The following is a 21,191-nucleotide window of genomic DNA, read 5'->3' as shown; positions in this document are numbered from 1 at the left end:
CCGATTTTCATTTTCAACCTAAGGTGCAGATACAGTGGTAACAGCTTGATCAATGACCTCTGCAGCAGCATCAACTGATTCGTAATAATGAACAGCTTCCGTTTGTAAGTAAGTCAGTTCGAGAGTTGAGGTACCCGTTTTGCATTTTACATGAAGCCAATCCGTTTCACCTTTCGTAAAAACCTGGGTAATGTGGACATCTTGAAATTCACGCATCGTTTGCAAAATGCTTCGAATGTTCTCTTTAGTCATAACGGATTTCTCCTTCCATCTTTAGAACGGGGCTAAGTAATCTAGGGAATCCAAATGATCTTCACATTTAATTTTACCATAAAATTCAAAAAACTTGATGAAAAAAGCGAAAATGATATACAACTGTCACTGGAAAAGTGTTTTTAAGATAAAAATAGTGCTGATTAGAAAATCTTCTAAACTAATTTTATCATCTGAAAGCTCAAATAGATTAGAAAACGGACGCAGAAAACCAATAGGGAAAAAGTTAAAAAAATTCATCCATACTCATGGAAGCTTAAACGTCTGCTGTGAAAAGGTTTTAAGACTAATTATTCATGTAAATGTTAAATAGATTCAAAAAATAAAAAAATAATATGTTTAGGAGAAAAGTGTTAGGGAAAGTCATGGGGTGTAGGAATATTACAATCATGCTACATTCCGGTGAGAATTGTTACAGAGTGAATTCGCAGTCCAGAGGGTGTATTTAACTTTTTTAAAAAATATGTCCAAAATGTGATCTAATCTGATTTCATTTACGTAGTGGTTGTAGAACGATCGGAAAGATACGCAAGAAACAAAAAACAAGGAGGAATTTGAACATGAATTGGAAAAACGCAAAAAGAACGGTAATCGCAGTCCCATTGAGCGCGGCATTATTGGCAACAGGAGCCGGAGCAGTCAGTGCATCTGGCGGGAACAACGCTGATGTACCTGAGAAAGTGGCAGCACCGACAGTTGAAACACCAGCAGCACAATTGAGAGCAGATTTGAGCCAGCTATTATCAACTCACTTCATCTATCAATCAGAAGTGGCGTTACAGGCTTACCATAAAGCTGAAGAAGGTGGACCGACTGGTGACGGACTCGAGCAAGCACAAGCACAGCTTGAGGTGAACGGCGAACAACTGACTGCAGCTATTAAATCGGTATACGGTCAGGAAGCAGCAGATGCATTCGATAAAATCTTCGATACGCAATATGAAGACAGTGCAGGCTACGGTACTGCCGTTGCAAACGGCAACGAAGAAGAAATTGCACAAGTCAAAGAAGACTTGTTGACACAATTCCCGACAGACCTTGGAACTCTTTTAAGTCAGGCAACAGGTGGAAACCTGCCGAAGGATACAGCGATTTCAGTTCTTCAGGAACATGAAAAAGATGTAATGCAATTCCTTGATCATTCCATTGCGGGCGATTTCGAAGCAGCATACACGGAATTCAATGAAGGCTACGAGCGCATGTTCACAGTCGGCACGGCATTATCAAGTGCAATTGTGACACAAATGCCAGAGAAGTTTGAAAACACGAAAGCGGTAACACCGGCATCAGATTTAAGAGCCACTTTCAGCCAATTGCTTGGTGCTCACTTCTATTATCAAACAGCTACATCAGTAGAGGCGTATGAAGCTGCCAAAGGTGAAGGCGGAGAAGCATTTGAAGCGGTAAGCGAAATGCAGGAAGCGAATGCTGAACAGATGAAAGCGGCAGTGAAATCACTTTACGGACAGGAAGCTGCAGATGCGTTCAGCGAGATTTTCAATACTCAATACGAAGACAGTGAAGCATTGGGTGAAGCAATTGCCAATGGTGATACGGAGAAAGTAAATGAAATTACCGATATGTTGCTGAATACTTTCGCTGTTGACTTAGGTACTTTACTGAGCGAAGCTACTGGCGGAGAACTGCCGAAAGAAACAGCCATCAGCGTTCTTCAACAACATGAACAAAGCACGATCGATCTCGTAAACAGCTATGCAGAAGGTGATTACGAGGCCGTTTACAACACGTTGACTGAAGGGCATGCCTTAATGTTCACAATCGGTCAAGCGTTGTCAGGTGCAATCGTTAAACAGAATCCGGAAAAATTTGCTGCAGCGCCGGGAATGCCGGAAACAGGTATGGGTGGTATGGCTGATTCAGGAAATATGAACTGGATGCTGTACACATTCCCATTACTGGCACTTGCCGGAGCTCTCGTATTCACAAGAAGAAAAGCGGTACAGGAATAAGATCTGGATGAAAGGGGAGAGAAATTCTTCCCTTTCTTTTTATAATATGAACCCTCACAAAACCTGGTTATCGATAATTTATGTTTTTATTCAAATTATTACGGTAATATTATTTGTTTGGCTAATAAAGGTAGACTTAAACAGGATACTGAATTGGGAATAGGGACATCCTTTGGTGTTTCTATTCGCGCTTCAGTTAAAGAAATGATGGATAACTTTCGTGCTCGAAGTTTCCTTACTGATTTTCTAAAAATAAAGTAAAGTTTTGTTCTATTATATTGAAATAGCTTGTTAATGAATGAAAAAAGCAATAGAAATTAAGTAATAAAATAACATGTTTATTAAATTTATGACAGGGAAAGAGAGTGAGCGTACAAGGGTAGTTTGAATTTACTAAAAGGCATCCTGATTTTACATAAAACAGTAAGTGATGACTGCCTAAAAAATTTTAGGAGGTTGTTAAATGAAGAGGAAGAACAAAGTTGTTGCTGTATTGCTTAGCCTGGTGTTGCTGGTTCCAGTTGGAGGAGGAGCTGTGCTGGCTGTCAATCATGGGGGACCGACAGTCGATACTGCAGCCGTTGAGTTGCGAAGCAATACGGACCACCTTTTCACTGAACATGCTTACTTGATCATCACCGCCATGCGCAAATCGAATAATGGCGACCCGGATGCCGCTCAGGCAGAAGCGGCCGTTATTAACAACGGGAAAGACTTGCAGGCAGCCATCGCTTCTTTATATGGCGAAGATGCAGGGGCAGAATTCATCAAGAACTGGACGGATCACATCGGCTACTTTATGGATTATGCCAATGCAGTTTCAGCTGGTGATATGGAAGCTAAGCAGACAGCTTTGGATAACTTGGCGAACTATACCCATCTTTCCGGAAAATTCCAGGAGAAACTGACGGAAGGACGGGTGATGGAAGCAGCTGTTGTTAATGTGCTTTCAACTCATATTGATCAAATTACCGGATCATATGATGCGTATGTTTCTGGAGATTATCAGCAAGCCTATACCATTCAAAGTGAAGCCATGGAGCACCTGTTAAACAATGTCAGCAAAACCTTATCGGACGCTTATACACAACAGTTTCCGGAGATGTTCAACGATACAAAAGCCGTGACAAAAGCTGCGGATCTCCGTTCAAACCTCAGCTTCCTGCTGGCGGAACATTTTGCTCTTCTGCAGCAATCCATGCAAAATGGATTTGAACAGTCAGAAGAATATGATGCCAATCTGGCATTGTTGAATGAAAATACAGAGCAATTGGCAGCTGCCATTGCTTCAGTCTACGGGGAAGAGGCAGGAGCCCAGTTCAACGAGACATGGAGCAATCATATCGATTACTTCATGGAGTATGTAATGGGTACAGTAAATGAAAGTCAGGAAGAAAAAGAAGCAGCTTTAGCAGAGTTGGACCAATATCGTGCTGATTTCTCCGAATTCATGAGTGGAGCTACGGAAGGTCGAGTGGAAGCTTCCGCACTTTCCGAAGGATTACAAATGCATGTGAATCAAGCGATTGGAACGTTTAACAGCTATGTTGAAGGCGACTATGAACAAACATGGACTACAGCACGTGAAGGCTACAAGCATATGTTTACACCTGGGAAGTTGTTAAGCTCGGCAATTGTCCAGCAGTTCCCGGAACAATTTGCCGGATTGCCGGAAATGCCTGAAACCGGAATGGGTGGAATGGCTGATTCCGGAAACTTGAACTGGATGCTTTGGACCTTGCCTTTACTGGTGCTTGTGGGGGTTCTGGCCGTTAACAGAAGAAAAGTATTGCAGTAACGCTTTGACCATTGAGAGGGGAATCAGCCTCCCCTCTTTTTCTACATAAGGAGTGAAACTTATGAACTCATTTATTAAAAAAGCTGGCCTCGTTTATATCCTGTTTCTTTTTACAACCCTCAGCGGTAACCCCATACAAGCAACTGATGCTACACAAGTGGCTCCAGAGATAGAATTTGAAAAGATGGAACAACGGTTCCCGCAGGAAGTGGTCTGGCAGGAAGATACGTTGGAAGAAGAAATTTTGAGAAAAGTAGCATCATTCAGTTCATCTTCCAAAGCAGAGAATGAAAGTACGGCAGAAAAGAAAATAGGTGTCGTCCCTGCGTTAATTGAAATACCGGCAATCAAGGCGCAGGCAAAAGTGATTCCGGTCGGCCAAACCGCAGACGGCAACATGGAAGCACCAAAAAGCATCTATGAAATTGGCTGGTACGAACCGGGGACAAAACCGGGAGGCAGTGGCAATGCAGTCCTGGCCGGTCATGTAGATGGTCTTTCACAGCCAGGTACATTCTATAACCTGAAAAAACTGGAACCAGGCGATGAAATTCATATCACCGGAACAGAAGGAAAAAAACTCACCTTCAAAGTTAAGGGTAAGGCATCTTATTTGCCTGAGGATGCTCCAATTCAGGAGATCTTCGGCAACAGTTCGGAATCCCATTTAAACCTCATTACGTGCACGGGGGTTTTTGATGACCAGACCGGCCATTATGAAGAACGACTGGTCGTTTTTACGGAACTGGTCGAAAACTAAGGCAAGGTAACTGGAAAAATAGCTGGTCAATGCCGACAGTGGTAGCCAGTCCATTGCAAGAAATGATGCTCCAATAGACGGACTGAGAACAGCGAAGAATGCTTAGGGGAAAGCTGCATAAAATTGTGGCTTTCCTTTTTTGTTGAGGATTATTCCTATTTTCATTAGGAATATACCGTAAAGTGTTTTTCACTATTTTTTTGTAGGTATTTAAAGTTGAGTGAAGGAGTAAAAATGACTATAGGCGAACTCTTACTAAAAAGATTAGTAGAAAACGACGAATGGGTATCCGAAATAATCACGGATAAGTATCATATACTTTTATGGAAAGCTTGTCGGAAGACAAAGTCAGAGGATGCCTTATGTGAACAGCTTGTCACTCAGGTGTTCGAGTGTGACACCTGAAAGGCTCGATTTGAACGCGGAAGAGGAAGAGCTGACCTACCTGTTTGTGGATAAAGGCAGGTTAAACAAAAGGATGCTGGATCGGCTTGGCAAGTCAAAGGAGTGGCTAGAAAATAAACTGCAGAAAAGAGGCTATCCAGCCTTAAAAAACTTGGTTTATGTCGATTGGTCGCCAGACCAGGGTTTCCAGGTAAGAACGAGGCAGGACGGTACAATTAATCTTGATCGAATGAACTATAAGTGGCTTTGTCAATGAAGCATGTATTTGTGGAAGTCTCCTTTTAGCCCAGGCGCAAAAGGAGTGCATAAGCCCTTTAGTTGCTTTTATAAAGAATAGACGATGGAAGAGAATAGGGAAAGAGCCGGTTGCTTCTTTTCAGGAAAACCAACATAAGTGATTGCCCAGAACCTCCGGCGTTCTTCCGGTAAAACACAACGTTAACAATTGCCTTTCGCCAATCAATCAAAAAAATAACACGCTAATCCGTTGCGGCATTTGGGCCGCTAGGATTAGCGTGTTATTTTAAGTCGAAGTGATTTCTCACTATTTGGTAATTGTGATCAATGGAGCTGCTGCCGTCAATTCTGAGCGATTTGAAGTCGTGTAGCTGTGTCCTTTCATGGACTTTCTCCGCAAACCCCATTTCTTTTTCCATCCAATGCCGGAATGCTTTTTCCGGCTCTTCTGTCTGTTCGAGTATGCCATCAATCCATGGCCTTCTGGAATAGTGATGGATTTGAAATTCGGGAGTCGGAAAGAGCCAGACTGCCTGATTAGCCTGCGATAGCAGCGGAGCCACTTGCGAGGGCAAAACAACCGATCCTTCCACCAAAATCGGGGAGGAATCCGGCAAGCCAAGCAGATCCTCCAGTACCATCGAAAATTGTTCTTCATAAAATAGTAGGGACTCCTGGATTTGTTGCTCGACATCGACAGTGCAGAACCGAGGTGACCAGTATTCGTCCCATGTAAGCCCTTTCAACTTACTCAAGTTGGGGTGTTGATTCCGACTGCTTCTATTCAGATGTTCATCATACGTATCATCACTTTTGTAATACCGGAAACCGTATTCTTCTGTCAACATGCGGGCGATGGTAGACTTCCCTGCGCAAGGAGAACCCCCGATCCAGTATACATGCGAGAGTCTCTGTGCTAAATCCAATAGTACCAATTCCTTTTCTTGCTGAATTAAAGTCAAATTGTATCGTATTTGCGCCTGTATTGTATAGCATGACGATGTTTTCTGGAATGAAATTAACTACATTTCCTATATAGCCTAGATCCTCAAACTCCTCCCTTTGATTTCCCTCTTTCAGCTCGAAACAGCCGGTTGCTTAGCCTTTGTTTCTAGAGTTATAGTGCTCAATCCAATCAATTTCTCGAATTCCAAAGAATCGATGGGCCTTGAAAACAGGTAACCCTGACCGATAGGGCACCCCATTTCTATAAGGGACTCCATCTGGTTCGCGCTTTCAATCCCCTCGGCTACGATGTTAAGGCCCAAATTCAAGGCCAAATCGATGATCGCTTTGACCATGGGTTGCTTGCAGTTCTGCTCGAGCTCATCAATGAACGCCTTATCGATTTTCAATGTATCAATCGGCAATTTTTGAAGAACGTGCAAGGAGGAATAGCCGGTTCCAAAATCATCAATAGACGTCTTCACGCCTAATTTCCCCAGTTGCTCCAGAACTTCCGTACTTTCCGCTATATTCTGCATAATGCTTTCGGTGATTTCCAGCTCCAGAAATTGGGGCGGCAATTGGGTATCCCTTAAGATGGACTTTACGGTTTTTATGAATTTTCCGTTCTGAAATTGAAGAACAGATACATTCACTGAAACTTTTAAGGAAGGAAGACCTTGGTCCTGCCACAATTTATTTTGCCTGCATGCTTCCTCCAGCACCCATTTGCCAATCGAGACAATCTGGCCGGTTTCCTCGGCGACCGGAATGAATTCTGCTGGCGAGATCCACCCCATTTCGGGATGCTTCCACCTTAACAAGGCTTCCATGCCGACAATTTCCTGTGTTTTCAGATTTACTTTCGGCTGATAACAAAGGGAAAGCTGATGTAATTCCATCGCTTTTACCAGATGATTTTCGATATCCATCTTTCTCATCATGTTCTTGTTGAGTTCTGCATTGTAGAAACTGAACATATTTTTCCCTTTTTCTTTGGAAAGGTACATGGCGGCATCGGCATTTTTTAACAAGTCTTCACTTGTTGTGCCGTGTCCCGGAAACAGACTGATTCCGATGCTGGTGGTCACCTTGATTTCATGTGATCTTATAGAAAAGGGTTTCTGAAAACTAGCCAATATCTGTATTGCTGTTTCGGCAGCTATTCTTTCAGTCGCATGGGCTAGCGTAATGACAAACTCATCTCCTCCCAAACGGAAAATCTGTGTGTCGGGAGACAATGAATCCTTTAATCGAATAGCAGTTTTCTTCAGGATTTCATCTCCAACATGATGACCAAGCGTATCGTTAATGAGTTTAAAACGATCCAAATCAATCAGTAGGAAAGCAACCTGGTCTGTAGTGGTTTTATCTATAATTTTTTTCATATTTTCTATAAAACTGACTCTGTTGGCCAAGCCGGTAAGAGAATCATAGTAGGCAGCATAGCTCAGGTCAGTCATGAGCTTACTATTTCTTCGGATAACAATGAACTGATGCCCCAGAACGAGTAAAAAAGCGAAAAGAAGTCCTATGCTTAAAGCGTTGAAATGCCAGCTGTTACTAAATAGGCCTAGTACCAGGAGACTGACGATACTGACGTAAGGCAGGGTGGACCTTTTTTGTTCTGAATTGTTCTCTTGACGCTCATTCTCTTGTGCCAGGGATTCTTTATGGTAATAAGCTGCACAACCGATCAATAAAAGCGCGCTTATCCACATCAAATCGAGGAAACTGCCCGGGCGGTAACTTTCTTCGATGGATAAAAAGGCACTCAATGAATCTGCCGTTACTTGAAGGAGTAAGCCGGCAATAACAAATAGAAAAACTCTCTCCTCTTTCTTGGATTGTATGCGGTAGTAGAGAATAATGGAAAAAAAGAGAATCCCTAAATCAACCAGTTGATATCCTATTGTAAGCAGAAGATTAAAGAATGACGCTTCAGTGGCCATTAAAAATGGCTGTATTAAAAAATGGTACGTAATGGCACTCGCTGTAAGCATATAAATAATCAGATTAAAAGTATAAGTTCGAGAAGAAAAAGCGAAGCCGATTAATTGGGTTCTATACATCAATGCCAATAAAAAAGTGAGGTATGAAAGTACCCAGAAGACAGAAGAGAACTCATTGGAATAAAGAACTTTATAGGTTACTTGAAAGTATAGCCAAATAAAATTTCCGGTAAAGGAAAAAAGTAATCCTAAACTTAATAAGAGCCAGAAATTTCGGTTTCTTCCCGTAGAACGAATATATTCTTGGCACAGACATATAAAGCTGAGTGCCCCTACCAAAAGCTGAATACCATTTATCCCTATTAACCTAACCCATTCTTGATTGCTGAAAATGCTGTTCCAAGCAATAAAAGAAAGAATTACCGCAATAAATAAGAAGGCGGGAAGCCATTTAAACTTTAACATTGAAATTCCTCCTGATGCATAGCGCTGTTGTGAGCCCATCCTTTTACGATGCTGTAATACATCGGCTAACAGGATAGGATAAAACTTTTCTCTCAATAGTATTATCGGCTTCCAAGCGAAAGCGTTAACCTGCCTTCTCAGTTTTTCCTTTCCAACATAAAGCAGAAAAATGCCGATAAAGACCGCTAAATTCCAAGCTTGAAATAAGAGACCAGTTCAGCAAAGTTTAATAGTAGCTTTTGTACTGTGTCAACTTGTTCGCAATTCTCTGCAACTCCACCTTAACAGCTAGAAAATCCATGGCGAAAATGTGGGGTTTGAATCCAGAGAAACGGATAAAGCAGCACCGATGCTACTGAAGAAAAATAAAAGTTAATTAACATTATTAATAACAAAATATTACAATAAAAAGAATATAAAGTTGATAAAAAATGATGTATATTAGTCAGAAGGATGCTGGGCGGAACTATCTATTTACGTTCTCATTCGAAAAAGGCAAGTCCGTTGAAAGGCGGATACGCAAAGTTCCGGGCCTACGGTGTTATTCACTACGGCGGCCGAACTGCTGAAGAATGGAGAAAGGACTCAATATGAGCGATTTCAAAATTCTCCAAACCAAAAATACGTTTTGGAGGGATTGTTATGTCAAAGTTTTTTATCAATCAGAAGCTTCACCGGGCACTGGGGGCTGGTGTGGCTTCAACGGCCTTTGTTTTCACTTTCGGAATCAGCCAGACATTTGCGGATGATCATGGAACTACCGAAAGTGAGCCAGAAGAACAAGTAGTTTCACCTGTCGAAGAGGCACCTGAAAGTGCTGAAGAAGTGGCAGAAACGGAAGAGCCGTCTCTTTTGCCTGGGGATTTCTTTTATTTCGCTAAAAAGTTGATGGAGAATGTCCAGTTGGCGTTAACGTTTAATGAAGCAAAAGAGGCAAAGCTGCTGGCTTCTTTCGCAGAGGAACGGATAAGTGAAGCAGAAGCTCTGTTGGCGCTGGGGGAAGAAGAAAAGGCGCGTGAGTTACTTGAACAAGCTGTGGAACAGCAAGAGCTCGCGCTAGCGAAATACCTGGAAGCTGCCGACACGTCAGAAGCCGAAGAGGAAGAACAAACTGATTCGGCGAAAGAGGGTGCGGCTGTGGAAGAAGTGCCGGAGCTCGATGAAGCTCTTGCAGCACTAAAAGAACAGCTGGCCCAAAACCTGACAGCACTGACAGCTGCACTGGAGAAGATTGAAAATCCGGAGGCGAAAGAAGCCTTGCAGAAAGAAATCCAAAGTGCTCAGTTGGAGTTTGATGAAAAGCTCACAGAAAAGCTCGCTAAATTAACGGAAAAAGAACAAGAGGCCGCTGAAAAACTGCTGGAGCTCGAAGCCAAGCTGGCTGCCGGTGAAATTGACGAAGAAGAATACCAGGAAGAACTCGCTGAACTTACAGAAGAAGCTGCCGAAGAACAGAAAGAACTGCTGGCTGAATTGAACGAGGAAGCGGCAGAACTGGAAGCGGATGTTCAAGAAGAGATTGACGAGGAAATGGAAGAAGAAACCGAAGTGGCAAAAGAAGAGGACGATGAAACAGAAGAAGAAAAAGAAGATGAAATGGAAGGCAGTCTGGTGACGCCTGCTAAAGAGACGGCGGAAAAGAAACAGAAGGAAGAAGTGAAGAAACAGGAAAAAGCGAAAGAAGAAGTGAAAAAAACGGAAGAAGCGAAAAAGGCTGAAGAACGTGAACGGGAAGAAGTGAAAAAAGCGGAAGAAGCGCAACGGAAAGCAGCCGAAAAAGCAAAAGAAGAAGCGAAAAAGGCTGAAGAGCGGAAGCGGGAAGAAATGAAAAAAGAAGAAGAACGGAAACGGGAAGAAGCTGAAAAAGCAAAAGAACGTGAAAAAGAAGAAAAAGAAGAAAAAGAAGATGAAAAAGAAAAAGAAAATGAAGGCGACGGCGATGGAGATGGCAATGGAGACGACGAAGACGAAAACGGAGATGACTGACTCCATGATGCATTTTCATTTCCAATAAAGGTTCCAGCATTACGGGAAAGAAGGCAGCTTTAGCTGCCATTCTTTCCCTTTTTGTGTTTCCAGGCCAGTTCTTTGCTTTTCCTTCCGGAATTTCTTTAGGAAACAGGATAGGTCTAGAATCCTTTCGTGGGTAAACCTTGACCGGTAACAGCAAAAAAAAAGGAACGGGTATTTAGACAGAAGCGCTGAGAAAGCGTAAGGCATGAAAACGGAAGAAAGCCAGTAAAGTCAAACAAGACTGAGCAGCGGATCAGCCTACCATCCTTGCGGTAGTATTTTATCCCCTGGATGGTATGATAAATGTAATGAGGCGTACAGCCTCGAAGATTCTACACAGTCGAATTTATTCTATGTATTTGATAATAATTTCCCCCACAATGCTAGAGGAATTGCCGAAGAAGCCATCAGACTCCGCGCTGAAACGGATTCCTCTTACCCTGATTTATCGGAGTCCGCTTTGTCGAATTTCAGCATTGGCAGGCGTAAAGGTTATAGTGACGGGAATCAGTCCACCTATAGCTCAGAAATATGTTCAGTTGAATATCGAGTTGGATCAGTTGGAAGTTTCCTCAAGTTTACAGCTTGTTCTAGAGGCGAATGTATGCGGCTTGTTGCCGCAGAGAATCAGGAACGGTAATGGTCAAGTATAAGGTGAACCCATTTGATCTCCGGTGATATGAGGGGTTCACCGATGTAGTACCCGTATATGGGAACTGTTTCACTTCAGATTGTAGATTCCGCAACCGAACAGAGTCGGTCATCGTTAGTTTTGGTTGAAGGGGAATGCAAGTATTGTAAAGGTTATGCGTAGGCCAAGGCTATTAGGTTACACAAAGGTGGTGGAAGAATGAAAGCTACAAGTAAGCGGATGACCGATATCGTACTCATTGATTCCCAGCCGCTGTTCCGTGAAGATATACGGCGTATCTTGGAAATGGAAGAAAGTTTTCGAGTTGTGGGAGAAGGAGACACAAGCGATCAATTAGTTCCGCTCTATAACCAACATTATCCCCAATTGATTTTAACGGAAGTCCATTTTCCAGGGAAAAAAGATCTGCACGCTCTCGAAGAGCTGATTATACAAGTTCCTCATGCTAAAGTGGTGATTTTCACGACAACCACAGATTTTGACCTTTTAGAGCAGGTTCTCGAGAACGGTGCGTCCGGTTACCTATTAAAAGAGATGGATTCATTCTCTCTCACGAGCGCATTAAAAGCAGTGATGAAAGGCGGCTTTTTCTTACATCCAAAAATCGCGCGAACGGTCGTCTCACTGCTTCAAGAAAGAAATGCTTCAGCAAACAGTGAAAATGCCCATCAACAAACCGCTGTCCGAAGTCCTTATCATCTTTTAAGCTGGAGAGAAATCGAAGTGCTTCAGTTGCTGGGTGAAGGGCACAGCAATAAGCGTTTGGGGGAACTGCTGCATATTAGCGATAAGACAGTCAAAAACCATATCGCGGCCATTTTAAGAAAAATGGGCGTGAGGGACCGCACCCAAGCGGTGGTCAAAGCCTTGAAAAAGGGCTGGATTGAACTGAAATAGACAAATTATTACCCAGATAAGTTTTAAAGGGCACCTACACAATGTATTGATATTTTAGCTGGTTTGACGGGTCTACGATGAAGAAGGGAACCAAGGTCAACTTTTCGAGAAAGTACGGAGTATATTGCTTATCAGCGATCTGCCGCAAGTTTTATAAAAACGAAAGGAAGCGAAGAGGCTAAATTTAGCACCTCTTCGCTTCCTTTCGTCCGTAAAATTGTACTTTTACGAACGCTTTATTTTTTGAAATTAGCTTCCTTCAACATTAGTCAATATATTAAAAGAAAATTAATTAGGTAGGTTCAAATAGTAACTTTACATTGTAAGTGATTTTTGTCTATAGAAATTCAAGAAAATAAATAGCATATTTCAATATGCATTGAAATATCTTTAGCCATTAAAAAGGAGGGAAATAACTAATTAACAAAAACAGTTGGCGCTCGGGAAATGAATATATGGTACAACTGCCTAACGGAAAATGGACTGCTCTTACTATCCTAAAAGAAATATAGAAATTCCTATTTAGTCTATACAACTCCCTTCCATAAGAAATCTTATTCACTAATTAGCAATCCGAAATTAGCAGAAATTATTTGCGAAATTCTTTCTATACTCGAAGCTTGAACTAGAAATTTATTGATTGGATAGAAAACCAGAGAAAAATTTTCAACTGATAGGAAATATTAACTTAAGTAACAAGGAAGAAATTCAAGAAAGTAGAATTTGCATGGGTGTATGGAAAAATTTTTCTATACAACTTGTTTATGATGTAAACACTCTCGGAGGAATCAATCCAATGCCAGGGTGAAAGCGTTGAAACAGCGCCGAGTTTTCCATAGTATGTGCCGACGAAGTGGATCAAACGTTACATTTTTTACTACAAGCATGATTGTGTCAAACAAAAATTGGCTGACATGAGTGGATACAATCCCAAACTCATGCCAGCCAATTAGCTGCATAAACTTAAACTCTAACTTTAAGGGGGTCCTATCTTCCAATGGTCTTTTCTTTTTCACACCTTGTTGCTGAGATTGTTAGCAACTTTAAATATAGAATGGTTTGATATTAGCTGTTATTTTTCCATTCCTTGGGAACGTATAAACCAATGGCTGGTACTAAACAGGGACTAAATGATTCATCTTCATTAATTTTTAAAATATTGTGCAATACACTATTGTTAATATCTCTAATTTTACTATCCTCAGGTAATTTATTTGCTCTCTCAAGTATATTAACATCGACTTCAAAAGCTTGTATTCCCATCTCGCTAAACCAACCATTAGTATATTCACTATCTGGACCGCCAAGCCCATGTGGACAATTATATAGTTTTTCATTCTTTTCCGTGCAATGACACCACCAAGTTACTAAGTTCACAATAATTTTATTTTTAGTTAATTCTGATACGAATTCATCCACTATATCAATTGGAATAATTAATTCAGAGTACCCTATACCAACAAATTGAATTTTATATTTTTTTACTAGATTGTTGATTAACTTTTGATAGTCATTTTTTTCATGATTTAATTTTTCAAGATAGGTCATCTTTTATGCTCCTTTCTCACTCTATGAATTAATTTCTTTTAGGTAGATATGGATTCTTTATATCTTTGTCCACTTTCCAATTTTTGCTATTTTTATCGCTAACTTGAATTATTTTACCTGTAGTTCTATCTTTAACTACATAAGAACCATTTTTATTAAAATAAGCAAAAGTTGGTGCATTATTATTGTATCTGTTAATACCAGATCTAATAGCATAAGGGAACTTCATGGTGTACTGAATAGAAGAAACTGTCCATCCCCGGTTGGCAATGTGCGTTTTCCAACCTTGGGAAGTTAATTTATTACTAAAACTCACTTGGGGCATAGTTCCTTTATACGTGCTGCCTCCACCGCTTGAAGATCCACCGCCAATTAATTTATATTTATTGTTTTGTCTGCTATTACCATCTTGATCAATAAAATCTACTGGATTATTTGCAGTATAGGAATACCCGTTTTGCGTTAGAATATTATCTATTTCTCCAGAATCATTATCTTTAGAAATAAAAATTCCGACTTCTGAATTATAATAACGTGCCATTAAATAGTAATTTTGAGTTTCTTTATCAAACTGATATCCTGCATAACGATAGGGGTTCTGTTCTGCATACGGACCTTCTTGATAGACAGTATTCCCCCAAGCGTCATACACATACGAAGCAACAATTAAATTAGATTTATCACTGCCGTTACCGTTTGTCACCATGACCACATCACCGTGGGCATTATAATGGTAGTAGTAATGTGTGTTTGTTGAGCCGTTTACCTCCGTACGCGCCATCAGTTGACCATTCGCATTATACGAATGATAGGCAGTGATAGTATTGCTTGCATTTGTCTCGTATAAGACATTTAATCCATCACCATCATATATATAATTCGTAACCGAGCCATTCGCATTCTTGCGGATGCGACGATCAGCGGCGTCATACCAGTATTCGGCTATCAGTACAGCGGTCGCTTTGTCAGTTACTTTCCTCAACCGATTATCGGCATCCCACTGATAGGTGAATTTCCCATCATCCAACACATTGCCATTGTCATCATATTGCCAATTGGTGCTGCTCGTTCCGTTTTTGATTTCTATAAGTTGATTTCGCCCGTTAAAGACATGATCGATAGTCTGCGTGACTGTACCGTTCTTCGTCACTTGCTTCTGTTCGCGGTTACCTACTGCATCATACTTATAAGTAATTGTCTCTCCGGTAAACGGAATGCTCTCTAACTTGAGCTGATTCATGGAATCATAATTATACTCTGCAGTTCCTGTAAGTGTTGCGCCTTTGGCAAATTGCTGGGTGATGTGCTGTTTTAATCGATTTCCATTTGAATCGTATATATAATCGAATTTAATCAATCCATTGATATTATTGTGACCGATATCAATAGATTTCACGAAGCTTCGATCATCGTACACGAATAGAGCGCCCGTTCCGTTCGGTGCACTATAGGCTTTGAAGTTTCCGGTTTCATCATATTGGAAACGGTACTTGCCGTTGCTTGGATCAATCAGTTCCGTATTGTAATTCAAACTATTGTAGTTGAACTGGTGTTTGTAGTTGACCGTTCCGTTTGAAATCGTCTCCTCAGTGACATTATCGTTGGCATCAAATTTCCAGTCGATGGCTGGACCGGTTGTTAAGCTGCTGCCATTTGACTGCCGGGTTACACGATTTCCACTATCAAACTTCTGAAACGTTTTCGTGTCTGTCAGTAAATTATGGATTTCCGCTTGATTGCCGTTCCCGTCAAGCTTGAATGCCGATACCTGTTGTACAGTTCCGTCCGGTAAGGTGTGCATCATACCTGTTGACCGGTCTGCGGAATCGTAGAGTACAGATACTTTGCTGCCTGTTGGATATGTCGTCAAGCTGACTTCTCCACGGGAATTGTAATCAAAGTCCGTGACGTAAGTTTTGCCGTCTGCATGAACCGTTTGTGTCTGAAGCTGCCCAGCATCGTCATAGTCATAGCTAGTCTTGCCATAAATAGTTGCCGGATTTGTTTTGGAACGAACAATCTTGTCTTTATTGTTGCCGTTTCCATCATACGTGTAATAAATCTGCGCATCTGAATCCGGTAGGGAAGTGGTTTCCAGTTGGTTCGCTTTGTTGTACGTATAGGACGTCACGAACCCTTTGGCGTCTGTTATGGATGTCTGGTTGCCCCAGTTATCATGTTTATAACGGGTTGCATAACCCAGTTCATCTGTTTGGACTTCCAGGACATTTCCTTTAGCGTCATAGGCACTGGAAGTGGCGACCAATCCTTCCTGGAGACGCACGCTGTCAAACCAGACGGTACCAGTCGTCTCGCCGCGGAATGACAACTCGATGGTAATATCCTTAATCGGTTTGGCCGGGTTAATGGAAGCGATGGCCTTTTGCCAGTCATGTGTACCGAGTGCAAAATAGCCGACCACTGACAACATGGCGACATTGTCGTAATCGCGCGCAGTAAGCTTGATCGCATAAGCGCCTTGTCCGGTGGCAGTTGTTCCATTCAGCACAGTTTCTGCCTTACTAAGGGCAGACACGGTAAGGGCTTCAGGTTTGTCTGCCAATTGATTGACTGGAATCGTCTGTTTCATCAAAAAGATCGGATCTGTTGTCTTTTTGCGGAGCACTTTGACGGAGGCTGTTCCATCAAATGTAACCTCTTCATCCAACACCCCTTTTAGTGCACCTGCGCTGTCATCCCAATGGTTGAAGGCAGTCGGCAAACCGGAGCTCGCCACTTCAAAACCACTATTCAAAACGGGATTATACGTGGATGAAACTCCCCCGTATTCCAGCTGGATATTATCAAATGTGGCAGATCCCCCAGAAAGTCCCTTCGCCCCATTATCCGTTTCCAAATAAACATCAAAATGAGTCGTACCAGCAGGCGTCTCGAAGGATAGTTGCCGTTCTGTCCATGGGTTGGTGCCAGTCAGGTAATGGTAGCGGTTATCCTTCCAGCCAATATGGTACGATGTTCCGTCCGTTTTTGTCCCTTTAAAGCGGATATTGAAAAAGGCGCGTCCGCCGAGATTACTCGTTTTCAGGAGTCCGCTCAATGTATAGAGCGTGAACTCTTCTGCCTGTACGGTCTGGATAGCCGACAGGGAAGACAAGCTGCCCATTGGAAGCGTACTGGATGGCTGTGGGGTGATGGTAAGGGCCCGCTGCTGTTTCACCCCGCTTGTCGTCAACGCGATTGTTCCGGTATCGCCTCCGCCGGCACTGTACTTCCAGCCGGTATAGCTTGTCGCGTTTTCCTCGAAACCGCCATTTTGGAGCAGATTGAACGCAACACTCAGTTCCTTCGAGGAGCGGATGACATTTCCGTGTGCATCGTACTCCGTAATAGCACTCGTTTTGGATGGATCATTGCTGGTGACAGCAAGCACACCATCGTAAGCTGTCGTATAAGTTTCTTTTAATGGATCCGTGATGGAGACTACGTCGTTGTTTTCATTATAGGAAGCAAGTGTCGTTTCCTGGTTTGCACCGACGACTTCCAAGACATTACCTTCACCGTCGTATACGGCTGTCTCAGTTCCAGTACGCGGATCCACTGTTTTGATTAGTTCATGTAACGAGTAGGTATAAGTCGTCTTCAGATTTAACTTACCGGTTCCTGCATCCGTAATCAGTGTGGCCGGATTTCCTGCGCCTGTATATGTCAAGGTATCTACAGACGAAACCGCTGTACCTGCTGCCGGGGAAGAGGAAGCCTCACCGTTATACGTCTGTGTCGCTGGATGCGTAATCGATGCCTGTCCGGATCCATAAGCCAGAGAAGTAATCTTTCCAACCGCATCTTTTACACTTGTCAGACGTTTAGAGGCATCATAACCCATGACCGTCTGCTTGTTTAATGCGTCGTTGATTGTCTTCAGCAAGCCATTCTCATACGTATAACTGTACGTAGCTCCTGTCGGATCCATATAACTCGTCAACTGACCGTTGGTGTAAGCGTATGACCAGACACGGCCACCGTAATCCTCAACTTTCGTAATCAAGCCGTTCGATCCCGTGAACGTGATTTTCGTAACACGTCCGCTTGCATCCGTAATCGTCAATAGGTTGGAGGACCACGAGAGACCAATTACGTTCGACGATTTATCACCATCGACAATTTTAAGGAGTCGACCTTTAAATTCGGATGTCCCTCTCTCGAAGTGCAGTTTATCCTGATTCTTGGTGGTCAGCGTAAATGTAGTGGCTGTACTGGTGATCGGCAAATACAGCCCGTGCGGCTGCGCATACACGCCTTCTGAAATGTATTTGTAAACGTGAACCGTACCGTCTTCTTCTGTCAGTTGCACGTCTTTGTTGCTGAGTTCATCCAAACGGATATCGTAAGAGAACAGCCAGCCTTTGCCGAAACTGCCGACTTGGTCGCTCAGACTATTGTATGTCCGTGCAATTTCAATCGATGGTCCTCTTCCGGACAAACTCGCATCCGTCTCACTGAATGTCAGGTTCCCGTTGATGGCATTGACCGTTCCGGCAGGTGTGCTGAGCGTTGGCCAGTAAGCTTCCAGTCCGAGTGGTTCCTGCTTATCGGGCATTTGTGCACGGGCTACATTCGAATTGACCGACTGCGGATGCGTCGAAGTCGTATAGGCGACCACTCGGGTGTAGTAATTCTTGTTGGCTCCGTATCCTCCTACTTGGTAGACAGCGGATGGGTCTTTCGCCAGCTCGACTCCTGTTCCGTCCAATCGGAGCTGATAACGTCCCGCACTGATATCGGCAGCGGTCGGCCACAGTTTCTTGCCCTGGGAACTCCACTTCAATGCCTGGTCCGGTTTGGTGGGATCAACCGGCAGATCGGCCACCTGCTCATAGGTTTTCCCGTTAAACAGGTAGACCTTGTAGCCTTGTGCCAGCGGCACCGGATTCCAGGTGGTTGACAGGTAGCCCGTGGCATCATCCAGATAAATACTGGTGTTGCTGACGGTACCAGTAGGTTTTGACAACGGGATATACGGGATATTCGCGCTGGACATGCCTGACCGCCCCGCTTCATAGACGGCAGCCACCCGTACAAAGTATAGGGTCCGGTCTCCATAAGTGCCGCCTGAAACCTGATAGGTTTCGGAAGGGTCTACCGGCAGTTCCTGGCCTTGACCGTTTGAACTGAGCTGATATTTGCCATTGTACAGCTGTTCCTCTGTGGGCCAGAGGTTTTGACCTTTGGTTGACCAGGAAGTGGCGTTCCCTGTCCGGAAACCTTGATAGGAAGCTCCATTGTAGAGATAGACAATATAATCGGTCGCTCCGGGGACACTTGGCCATGAAACATCCAGGTACCCTGTATCTGTCCCGTCATTGTTGTTGGTCGCCTTTACCGTCGGTGCTGCCGGTGTCGGGTAACTGTACGTGACAGACAGATACGGTTTGTTTGTACTGTTTTCAGACGCATAGAATCGTTTCCAGTAAGTCTGCCCGTTTCCGTTCGTATGCAGCTTGAAGCCGTAATTGGCTTTTGTGCCCGTCGCCCATTGCTGGACCGTGGAAGTTACATTGAAATTGGCCCATTGGCCTTTGTACACATTGGTGCTTGTGATGGCTGTCGAAGCCGGTTTGTTGTTCCATGTCAACGTGGAAGGGGACCACGCAGCACTTACCGCATCAATCCACAAGCCGGTGGCGGTTGTCGGATAATAGGAATGCGACGTGTAGACGCTGAAGGTGGCGGAATCAATCGTTGCCCCTTTCAGGTGCGCTACGTTTTGTTGCAGGTACGAAAACTGCGTTCCGGAAGAAGCATCAAAATAACCGGCACGCAATGAATAATAGCCGCCGTTTGAATCCCAATAGGAATCGTAGTTGGCTGTCGGGTAGGCACTGGAGACGAACGAATCGGCCGAAGTCGGCAAGCTCGTCGTCGGGTCGATGTAGATCGGGTACTCCCGGTCCGGAGAAGAAAGCCATTCCGGATCGGCCGTCAACGTAACCAGATACCCCAGTTCATTCTTTTCCAGTGAAAACGCCAGGTCTTCCGACCGGACCGCTTCTCCCGAAAATTCGTCGACATTGGAGTCTGACATGACCGGGGCCGGGGTAGTAAAGATCTCTTCCTCGTTCTCCGTCCAGGAGATGGAGCCGTCTTCATTCAATTTCCCTTTCAGGCTTGTGTGCACCTGGTAATGGAACGTATGGTAATCGGCCGCTTCCGTCAGGATTAGGTCTTCTTTTAAGGAGGTATCAAACAGAATGCTGCGCAGATCTACTGCCGGAAAGATTTCCCGGTGGAAAATGGTGTTTTCCGTGTAGTCGATGGTGGGGGGCAATGCTTGCACCACTCCGGCTGGACCTTCTGCAGAAAGCAGCTCATATTTCAGTGTATTTCCGTCGTTTTGAATCGTGACGTATGTATCGTCGACCACAGAAGGGAATACCACTTCCAGCTTCGTATTTTCACCGGAAATTTTCTCTTCCTTTGTGTCTTCTTTCAGATCCGTGGAGATGTCCTGCCAGTCGCCCGCCGCATCTTCATTGTGGATGGGTTCCGGGTAGATTTCCTCGGTGAACGTGCCGTCACCGTTGCTGAAAACCTTGGAGTTTTCGGTCCGTTCTTCGACCATTTCCCCTTCCTCCGGATAGACAGGTTCATCCCCATTCGTATAAGTGACTGGGGCCACGTCGGCTTCAGGATCTTCCATTTCGATGGTGTACGGATTGTCGGGACCATTCAGGCCGAGCCGTTCTTCGTACTCGGCCAGTTCGTTTCCTTCTGCCTGCGCCATCTGCTGCCAAGGCAGGCTGGTGAAAATTAAGAGGATACTAAGTAAAATGACCAATAACTTTGTTGCGTTCTTCATATTCCTTCTCCTTTGCTAAGTTAGTTCATTATTGAGCCGTTTCACTTAGTCCTCGCTTCCTCTGTTTATCTTGTTTAATTTTTCTGAAAGTGAAACAATCTTGCTAATAATATGTCAAAAGAGGGGGAGAAAATATAGTAACAAATACTTATTTTCCAATTTAAAGGACTTTTATGAGCATTTTCTCATTCTGTCCTTCCAGTTTCTTTTAAACTTCTTTCGTTGTTCTAGTTTGATTCGATCGAACTCTGACTTTCTAAAAAAACTATGTGCTTAAATAGTTCAGTGTATTAGTAAGAATCGAGAATGCCGCTTGCTCTTTTTGAAATCACTCAGAAAAAATATTCAGTATTAAGAAAGGCGAGAAAAGAAACAGCGGTGCGGTTTCGTAGCTTGTTCAGAGCGAGATTAAAAAACGTTTCTAGCAGGTACTATAGATCTGGTGTTAAATAGATTTTT

At 43.3% G+C, this 21,191-nt stretch carries 11 protein-coding genes and 1 riboswitch; of the genes, 6 read left to right on the top strand and 5 right to left on the bottom strand.

Annotation, left to right across the window (positions count from 1 at the left end; genetic code table 11):
• Positions 1-18 precede the first annotated feature (18 nt).
• Positions 19-216 carry a hypothetical protein gene (locus DP120_RS12315; RefSeq protein WP_133257395.1) on the bottom strand — a complete coding sequence of 66 codons (198 nt, stop codon included), beginning with the start codon at positions 214-216 and terminating at the stop codon, positions 19-21.
• Positions 217-833: 617 nt separating this feature from the next.
• Between DP120_RS12315 and DP120_RS12310 the strand changes: the two genes are divergently transcribed.
• From DP120_RS12310 to DP120_RS12295, 4 genes are all read left to right on the top strand, one after another.
• Positions 834-2,243, top strand: coding sequence for a hypothetical protein (locus DP120_RS12310; RefSeq protein ID WP_112223970.1), 1,410 nt, complete (start codon positions 834-836; stop codon positions 2,241-2,243).
• 463 nt (positions 2,244-2,706) lie between these two features.
• Positions 2,707-4,041: a copper amine oxidase gene (locus DP120_RS12305; protein ID WP_112223969.1), complete on the top strand. Its 1,335-nt coding sequence runs from the start codon at positions 2,707-2,709 to the stop codon at positions 4,039-4,041.
• Between the two features lie 61 nt (positions 4,042-4,102).
• The gene (locus DP120_RS12300; protein ID WP_112223968.1) at positions 4,103-4,801 is read left to right on the top strand and encodes a class F sortase; all 699 of its coding nucleotides are present in this window, start codon (positions 4,103-4,105) and stop codon (positions 4,799-4,801) included.
• 394 nt (positions 4,802-5,195) lie between these two features.
• Positions 5,196-5,462: a YetF domain-containing protein gene (locus tag DP120_RS12295; RefSeq protein WP_112223967.1), complete on the top strand. Its 267-nt coding sequence runs from the start codon at positions 5,196-5,198 to the stop codon at positions 5,460-5,462.
• 262 nt (positions 5,463-5,724) lie between these two features.
• Here the strand turns inward: DP120_RS12295 and DP120_RS12290 are convergent, their stop codons facing one another.
• Positions 5,725-6,369: a P-loop NTPase family protein gene (locus tag DP120_RS12290; protein ID WP_133257394.1), complete on the bottom strand. Its 645-nt coding sequence runs from the start codon at positions 6,367-6,369 to the stop codon at positions 5,725-5,727.
• Between the two features lie 150 nt (positions 6,370-6,519).
• Positions 6,520-8,805 (bottom strand): putative bifunctional diguanylate cyclase/phosphodiesterase, encoded by a 2,286-nt coding sequence (locus tag DP120_RS12285; protein WP_112223965.1) that lies wholly within the window; start codon positions 8,803-8,805, stop codon positions 6,520-6,522.
• A gap of 484 nt (positions 8,806-9,289) precedes the next feature.
• A riboswitch (cyclic di-GMP riboswitch) is annotated at positions 9,290-9,375 on the top strand.
• Between the two features lie 72 nt (positions 9,376-9,447).
• Here DP120_RS12285 and DP120_RS18240 point away from each other — a divergent pair.
• Together DP120_RS18240 and DP120_RS12275 are read left to right on the top strand one after the other, a co-directional pair.
• Positions 9,448-10,791 carry a DUF5667 domain-containing protein gene (locus DP120_RS18240; RefSeq protein ID WP_120718537.1) on the top strand — a complete coding sequence of 448 codons (1,344 nt, stop codon included), beginning with the start codon at positions 9,448-9,450 and terminating at the stop codon, positions 10,789-10,791.
• An 877-nt stretch (positions 10,792-11,668) separates the two neighbouring features.
• A complete protein-coding gene (locus tag DP120_RS12275) occupies positions 11,669-12,367 on the top strand; it encodes a LuxR C-terminal-related transcriptional regulator (protein ID WP_112223964.1) in 699 nt (232 codons plus the stop codon).
• Positions 12,368-13,432: 1,065 nt separating this feature from the next.
• Here DP120_RS12275 and DP120_RS12270 read toward each other — a convergent pair.
• Together DP120_RS12270 and DP120_RS12265 are read right to left on the bottom strand one after the other, a co-directional pair.
• The gene (locus tag DP120_RS12270; protein WP_112223963.1) at positions 13,433-13,915 is read right to left on the bottom strand and encodes a hypothetical protein; all 483 of its coding nucleotides are present in this window, start codon (positions 13,913-13,915) and stop codon (positions 13,433-13,435) included.
• Positions 13,916-13,943: 28 nt separating this feature from the next.
• On the bottom strand, positions 13,944-20,732 hold the full coding sequence (locus DP120_RS12265) for a DNRLRE domain-containing protein (protein WP_112223962.1): 6,789 nt from the start codon (positions 20,730-20,732) through the stop codon (positions 13,944-13,946).
• Positions 20,733-21,191 lie beyond the last annotated feature (459 nt).

Source organism: Planococcus halotolerans (genome assembly GCF_003289955.1).
GTDB classification, from domain to species: Bacteria; Bacillota; Bacilli; order Bacillales_A; family Planococcaceae; genus Planococcus; species Planococcus halotolerans.
Note: the sequence above shows the minus strand (reverse complement) of the source record. Positions and strands in the feature narration are given on the sequence as shown.

Excerpts from the sequence above, each read along its gene's own strand:
- DP120_RS12315 (WP_133257395.1), bottom strand. The coding sequence starts at position 216 with ATGCGTGAATTTCAAGATGTCCACATTACCCAGGTTTTTACGAAAGGT.
- DP120_RS12310 (WP_112223970.1), top strand. The coding sequence starts at position 834 with ATGAATTGGAAAAACGCAAAAAGAACGGTAATCGCAGTCCCATTGAGC.
- DP120_RS12305 (WP_112223969.1), top strand. The coding sequence starts at position 2,707 with ATGAAGAGGAAGAACAAAGTTGTTGCTGTATTGCTTAGCCTGGTGTTG.
- DP120_RS12300 (WP_112223968.1), top strand. The coding sequence starts at position 4,103 with ATGAACTCATTTATTAAAAAAGCTGGCCTCGTTTATATCCTGTTTCTT.
- DP120_RS12285 (WP_112223965.1), bottom strand. The coding sequence starts at position 8,805 with ATGTTAAAGTTTAAATGGCTTCCCGCCTTCTTATTTATTGCGGTAATT.
- DP120_RS18240 (WP_120718537.1), top strand. The coding sequence starts at position 9,448 with ATGTCAAAGTTTTTTATCAATCAGAAGCTTCACCGGGCACTGGGGGCT.
- DP120_RS12275 (WP_112223964.1), top strand. The coding sequence starts at position 11,669 with ATGAAAGCTACAAGTAAGCGGATGACCGATATCGTACTCATTGATTCC.
- DP120_RS12270 (WP_112223963.1), bottom strand. The coding sequence starts at position 13,915 with ATGACCTATCTTGAAAAATTAAATCATGAAAAAAATGACTATCAAAAG.
- DP120_RS12265 (WP_112223962.1), bottom strand. The coding sequence starts at position 20,732 with ATGAAGAACGCAACAAAGTTATTGGTCATTTTACTTAGTATCCTCTTA.